Raw genomic sequence first — 6,333 nt, 5'->3', positions numbered from 1 at the left:
GAGGGCGCGCAGGACCGCGAGCAGGTCCGCGCGGTGGTCGACGGCGTCGAGCAGCCGCCGCACGGTCGCGGGGTCGTCGGGGTCCTCGGTCGTGGCGAGCTCGACGAGCGTGAGGTGCTCCCGGACGAGCCGCGCGACGTCGGACGAGACGCGCTCGTCGAAGCCCATCCGCGTGACGATCGGCCCCGCGAGCCGTGCGCCCTCGACCGAGTGGTCGCCCGCACCCGCGCGCTTGCCGATGTCGTGCAGGACGGCCGCGAGCAGCAGCGTGTCCCCCAGCTCGACGTCCCGCCGGTCGCGACCGGCCCGGGCGACGGTCTCGACGAGGTGCCGGTCGACCGTGTGCCGGTGCACGGGCGAGCGCTGCGGGCGGTTGCGGACGCCCGCCCACTCGGGGATCCAGGTCGTCACGACGCCCGCGAGGTCGAGGGCCTCCCAGATCGGGACCTGGGCCTGCTCGGACCCCAGGAGCTGCAGGAACGACGCGCGCGCGGCACGGGGCCACGGGGTCGGCAGCGGTGGTGTCGCGGTGAGGCTCGCGACCGTCACGGGCGAGAGCGCGAGGCCCGTCCGCGCGGCCGTCGCGGCGGCGCGCAGCGACAGCAGCGGATCCTCCGCGGGGCGCGCGTCGACCGCCAGCACGATCTCGCCGTCGTGCTCGACGAGGTCCTCGGCGATGGGACGCAGCCGCGGCGCGGTGCGCCGTCCCCGCACGAGGACGGGCTTGCGGGCAGGCCGCTGGAGGGCCTGGCGGGCGTTGCGCGCGGTCGTGTCGAGCGCGTAGGAGATGACGCGCCCCGCCTCCGCGATGCTCGCGAGCAGGTCGTCGCGGTCGTCGAAGCCGACGAGCGCCGCGACCTCGTCCTGGTCGGCGAGGAGCAGGCGGTTGGTGTGCCGCCGGGTCGCGACCTGCACCGCGTCGCGCACGTCGAGCAGGTGCGCGTAGGCGTGGTCGACGGCGCCGTGCGGACGGTCGGTCAGCCAGGTCGCAGCCAGCGCGCTCAGCACGACCGCGTCGCGGATCCCCCCGCGGGCCTCCTTGAGCTCGGGCTCGATCCGGTACGCCAGCTCGCCGTGCCGCTCGGCACGCTGCCGGGTCGACGCGAGCAGCTCGGGCAGCCGCCGACGGGCCGCCGAGCGCCAGTCCTCGAGCAGCGCCGACTTCGCGCGCGCGATGACCACCGCGTCGCCCGCGACGGGCTGGAGGTCGAGCAGCCCCACGGCCGCGGGCAAGTCCTTCGACGCCACCTGACGGCACTGCGCGAGCGACCGCACCGAGTGGTCGAGGTCCAGGCCCGCGTCCCAGATCGGGTACCACAGGCGCTGCGCGAGCTCCGCGAGCATCTCGGGCGAGTGCCCCCGCCCCTCGTGCACGAGCAGCAGGTCGAGGTCGCTCACCGGGCTCGCGTCGCCGCGCCCGATGCTGCCGACCGCGCCCAGCGCGATGCCGTTGACGTCCTGCCCGTCCGTGGCGACCTGCCAGAGCTCGGCGAGACGGTGACGGACCAGGTCCGCGACGGCGGCGCGGCGCGCGATGCCGTCGGACGCGGGGCCGGTGAGGCGGCCGGCGAGGTCGAGCCGTTCGACGCGGAGGTCCCGCACCCCCACGAGGGGGTGCGGGACCTCGGGCGACTCGTTCTCGGCCGCGCCCCCCGCGGGCGGCCGTTGCTGTGTCATGTGCTGCGCGGGACCGTCCTGCTCAGAGGGCGTCGTCGCCGTGCTCACCGGTGCGGACGCGGGCGACGTCCTCCACCGGCACGACCCAGACCTTGCCGTCGCCGATCTTGCCGGTCTGCGCGGCGCGCACGATCACCTCGGTGACGCCCGCGGCGTCCTCGTCGGAGACCAGCACGTCGATCTTGACCTTCGGCACCAGGTCGACGGTGTACTCCGCACCGCGGTACACCTCCGTGTGGCCGCGCTGCCGGCCGTAGCCGCTCGCCTCGCTCACCGTCAGACCACGGACACCGGCCGCCTCGAGCGCCGACTTCACGTCGTCCAGCCTGTGCGGCTGGATGACCGCCGTCACGAGCTTCGTCATCACTTCACCTCCGTCACGACACGGGCGCCAGCGCCCAGGGACTCGTACGCCGTCTCACCGTGCGTCGCCAGGTCGAGGCCGACGACCTCGTCCTCCTCCGTCGCCCGCAGGCCGATGGTGGCCTTGAGGATCAGGGCGATGACGAGCGTCGCCAGGCCGCTGAAGAGCACGGCGCACAGGGCGACGATGATCTGCGTGGCCAGCTGACCCACGCCACCACCGTAGAACAGGCCGTTCTCGGCACCCTCGGGGTACCAGGTGGAGTTCTCGTTGGTGGCGAAGAAGCCGATGAGGATCGTGCCGACCAGACCACCGACCAGGTGGACGCCGACGACGTCGAGCGAGTCGTCGTAGCCGAACTTGTACTTCAGGCCGACCGCGAGGGCGCACAGGATGCCCGCGACGAGGCCGATGCCGATCGCGCCCCACGTGTCCACCGCGGCGGCGGCGGGCGTGATGGCGACGAGGCCGGCCACGACGCCGGAGGCCGCGCCGAGCGACGTCGCGTGGCCGTCGCGGACCTTCTCCGTGCCGAGCCAGGCGAGCATCGCGACCGCCGTGGCGACCGTGGTGTTGAGCCAGGCGCGTCCGGCCGTGGCGTCGGCAGCGAACTCGGAGCCCGCGTTGAAGCCGAACCAGCCGAACCACAGGAGCGCCGCACCGAGCATCACGAACGGCAGGTTGTGCGGTCGCATCGGCTCGCGGCCGAACCCGCGGCGCTTGCCGACGACGACGGCGAGCACGAGGCCCGCGATACCGGCGTTGATGTGGACGACCGTCCCACCGGCGAAGTCGATCGGCAGCGGCAGCGCGTCCGCGAGGAAGTAGCCGCCGCCCAGGAGCCCGCCGCCCCAGACCATGTGCGCCAGGGGGAAGTACACGACGGTGACCCACACGCCCGCGAACACGAGCCAGGCGTTGAACTTGAAGCGGTCGGCGATCGCACCGGAGATCAGCGCGACGGTGATGACCGCGAACGTCAGCTGGTAGCCCGCTGCGACGAGGAACGGCACGCCCGTCCCCGCCATGAGGCTCTGCTCGTCCGTGAAGCCCTGCAGGCCGAAGAACTCGGTCGGGTTGCCGATGAACCCGCCGATGTCCGAGCCGAACGTCGCCGAGTAGCCGTACAGGACCCAGATGAGCGAGACGAGCCCGAGGGCACCGAAGCTCATCATCATCATGTTGAGCACGCTCTTGCCGCGCACCATGCCGCCGTAGAAGAACGCCAGGGCAGGCGTCATCAGCAGCACCAGAGACGCGGCGAGGATCATGAAGGCGGTGTTGCCGCTGTCAAGTTCGAACATCGAATCGCCTCTCCCGTCGCCAGCCGGGGGTGGCTGGTCGGGTACCAAGGTCTTCGAGGCCCGTTTCGGCGATGCGCGGAAGGTGTTACGGCCGTGTGACAACGCCGACGTGCGCGTAAACGTTCGGTTTCGTGGTGAGCGCGCGTCCAGGACGTCCCGGATGTCCGCCTGCTGAGCGGGCCCGTCTCAGCCCTGCAGGATCCCGTCGACGAACGCCTCCGGGTCGAACGGCGCCAGGTCGTCCGGGCCCTCGCCCAGCCCGACGAGCTTGACCGGCACGCCGAGCTCGCGCTGCACCGCGACGACGATGCCGCCCTTCGCCGTCCCGTCGAGCTTCGTCAGGACGATCCCGGTGACGCCCGCGACCTCGGCGAAGACGCGCGCCTGGTTGAGGCCGTTCTGCCCCGTCGTCGCGTCGAGCACGAGCAGCACCTCGGACAGCGGCGCCTCGCGCGTCAGGACGCGCGTGATCTTGCCGAGCTCGTCCATGAGGCCCGCCTTGTTCTGCAGCCGGCCCGCGGTGTCGACGAGCACGACGTCGACGCCCTCCGTGCGGCCCGTGCGGGCGGCGTCGAACGCGACCGACGCCGGGTCGGCACCGTCGCGGTCCGAGCGCACCGTGCGCACGCCGACGCGCGAGCCCCACGTCTCGAGCTGGTCCGCGGCGGCCGCACGGAACGTGTCCGCCGCACCGAGGACGACGCTGCGCCCCTCCGCGACCAGGACGCGCGCGAGCTTGCCCACGGTCGTCGTCTTGCCCGTGCCGTTGACGCCCACGACCAGCACGACCGCGGGCAGCGTCGAGCCGTCCTCGGCCGTCGACGGGGTCGTGCCGAGCGAGCGGTCGAGCGACGGGTCGACGATCGCGAGGAGCTGCTCGCGCAGCAGCGCCTTGACGTGCGCGGGCTCGCGCAGCCCCTCGACCCGCACGCGCGTGCGCAGCGCGTCCACGATCTCGGTGCTCGGGCCGGCGCCGACGTCGGCGAGCAGCAGCGTCTCCTCGAGCTCGTCCCAGTCGTCCTCCGTGAGGTGGTCGCGCGACAGGACCTGCAGGAGCCGGGTCCCCAGCGGCGACCCGGAGCGGGAGAGCCGGTCGCGCAGCCGCGTCAGCCGGCCCGCGACCGGGGCGGGCACCTCGAGGACGGGCGGCTGCTCGAGCTCGGCGACGTCGTCGGGCGTGGCCTCCGGCGCCTGCGCACCGGGGACGTCGGCGACGTCGATCGGGGCGGGCGGCGCCGACGGGGCGGGCGCCGTGCCCCCCTGCCCGGTCGTCGGCGGCGTCGGCGTCGTCGGCTTCTCGGGCGCCTGCGTCGGCGTCGTGCCGGTCCGGTCGCCACGGCCGCGGCCGCGGCGCACGAGCAGCGTGCCGAGGGTCGCGACGACGACCGTCGGCAGTCCGACGGCGATCAGCAGGTTGAGGGTGTCCTGGTCCACGCGGACAGTCTGTCGGGGCGGCGCCCGTGCGCGCGAGCCGGTGGCCCGTGCGGCGGGTGCGACGTGGCCCACACCACCCGTGCGGCGCCCGTGCGGCGCCCGAAGGGCGTCCGACCCGAGAGGTCGGTCAGGCCCCGCGACGGCGCGGCTGCGCGCGGCGGGCCGCCCGCTCGAGGGACGCGGCGAGGTCGTCGACCTGCAGGTACGCCTGCCCGTGGTCCGTCGTGGCCTGGAGGAACTCGGCGAGCGAGACGTCGACGGGCTCCGCGGCGGCGGCCTGGGCGGCCTCCCGCTGGTCCGCGTCGGGTCGCCGGCGCGACCGCCAGCCCGCGCGGAACGCCTGCCACAGCCCCGGGTGCGCGTCGTCGGCCGCGCCCGCGCGCCCGGTCGCCACGGCGAGCAGGATCACGACGGCGGCGACGACGAGCGACAGCAGGACAGCGAGGAGGACGGCCACGGGGTCAAGTCTCCGCGCCCCGGGCGACCGGTTCGCGCCGGGTCACCCGTGTGGCGAGCAAGCCGCACACAATCTCCACACCGTCAGACGGCGACGTCCTCGCGCATCCGCTGGCTCACGACGGTCGTCACGCCGTCGCCCCGCATCGTCACGCCGTAGAGCGCGTCCGCGATCTCCATCGTGCGCTTCTGGTGCGTCACGACGATGAGCTGCGAGTCCTCCTGCAGCTCGCGGAAGATGTCGAGCAGCCGGCCGAGGTTGGCGTCGTCGAGGGCCGCCTCGACCTCGTCCATGACGTAGAACGGGCTCGGGCGGGCCTTGAAGATCGCGACGAGCAGCGCGACGGCCGTGAGCGACCGCTCGCCGCCCGACAGCAGCGACAGCCGCTTGACCTTCTTGCCGGCGGGGCGCGCCTCGACCTCGATGCCCGTCGTGAGCATGTCGTCGGGGTCGGTGAGCACGAGCCGCCCCTCGCCGCCGGGGAAGAGGCGCGGGAAGACGACGTCGAACGCGGCGGCGGTGTCCCGGTAGGCGTCGGCGAAGACCTGCTCGACGCGCTCGTCGATCTCCTTGACGATCTCCAGGAGGTCGGAGCGCGACTTCTTGAGGTCGGCGAGCTGCTCGGTGAGGAACCGGTGCCGCTCCTCGAGAGCCGCGAACTCCTCGAGCGCGAGCGGGTTGACGCGGCCGAGCAGCGACAGGGCGCGCTCGGCGGCCCGCAGGCGCTTCTCCTGCTGCTCGCGCACGAACGGGACCGCGGTCGGCGCGTCCGGGTCGGGCTCGGTGCCGGGCGGCACGACGACGGGGACGTCCCGGTGCGGGCCGAACTCGTCGAGCAGGACCTGCGGGTCGAGCCCGAGCTCCTCGACGGACCGGGTCTCGAGCTGCTCGATGCGCAGCCGCTGCTGCGTGCGCGCGACCTCGTCGCGGTGCGCGGCGTCCGTGAGCCGGCCGAGCTCGGCGGCGAGCTCCTCGACGCGGGCGCGCGTGGCCCCGACGTGCTGCTCGCGCTCGGCGCGCGCCGCCTCGGCGGCCTCGCGCTCGGCCGACGCCCGACGCAGCGACTCGTCGAGGGCGGACAGCGCCTGCGCGGCGCC

At 74.2% G+C, this 6,333-nt stretch carries 6 protein-coding genes; all 6 read right to left on the bottom strand.

All coding sequences use genetic code 11. From position 1 onward, the window contains the following. Nucleotides 1-1,677 (bottom strand): [protein-PII] uridylyltransferase family protein (locus CBZ_RS17245; protein WP_130782713.1); only part of this gene is annotated, 1,677 nt, incomplete at its 3' end. 22 nt (nt 1,678-1,699) lie between these two features. Then, entirely contained in the window at nt 1,700-2,041 is a 342-nt protein-coding gene (locus CBZ_RS17240; RefSeq protein WP_130782712.1) for a P-II family nitrogen regulator, read from the bottom strand. Continuing rightward, nucleotides 2,041-3,345, bottom strand: a complete 1,305-nt coding sequence (locus CBZ_RS17235) for an ammonium transporter (RefSeq protein WP_130782711.1) — start codon at nt 3,343-3,345, stop codon at nt 2,041-2,043. The genes CBZ_RS17240 and CBZ_RS17235 overlap by 1 nt, the downstream gene beginning before the upstream one ends. A 186-nt stretch (nt 3,346-3,531) precedes the next feature. Continuing rightward, a complete protein-coding gene (ftsY, locus tag CBZ_RS17230) occupies nt 3,532-4,779 on the bottom strand; it encodes a signal recognition particle-docking protein FtsY (RefSeq protein ID WP_130782710.1) in 1,248 nt (415 codons plus the stop codon). Nucleotides 4,780-4,906: 127 nt separating this feature from the next. After that, nucleotides 4,907-5,236 (bottom strand): hypothetical protein, encoded by a 330-nt coding sequence (locus tag CBZ_RS17225; protein WP_130782709.1) that lies wholly within the window; start codon nt 5,234-5,236, stop codon nt 4,907-4,909. A gap of 83 nt (nt 5,237-5,319) precedes the next feature. After that, nucleotides 5,320-6,333, bottom strand: a 1,014-nt coding sequence (locus tag CBZ_RS17220) for an AAA family ATPase (RefSeq protein WP_165446833.1), incomplete at its 5' end; no start/stop codon positions are given.

It is taken from the genome of Cellulomonas biazotea (assembly GCF_004306155.1).
GTDB classification, from domain to species: Bacteria; Actinomycetota; Actinomycetes; order Actinomycetales; family Cellulomonadaceae; genus Cellulomonas; species Cellulomonas biazotea.
Note: the sequence above shows the minus strand (reverse complement) of the source record. Positions and strands in the feature narration are given on the sequence as shown.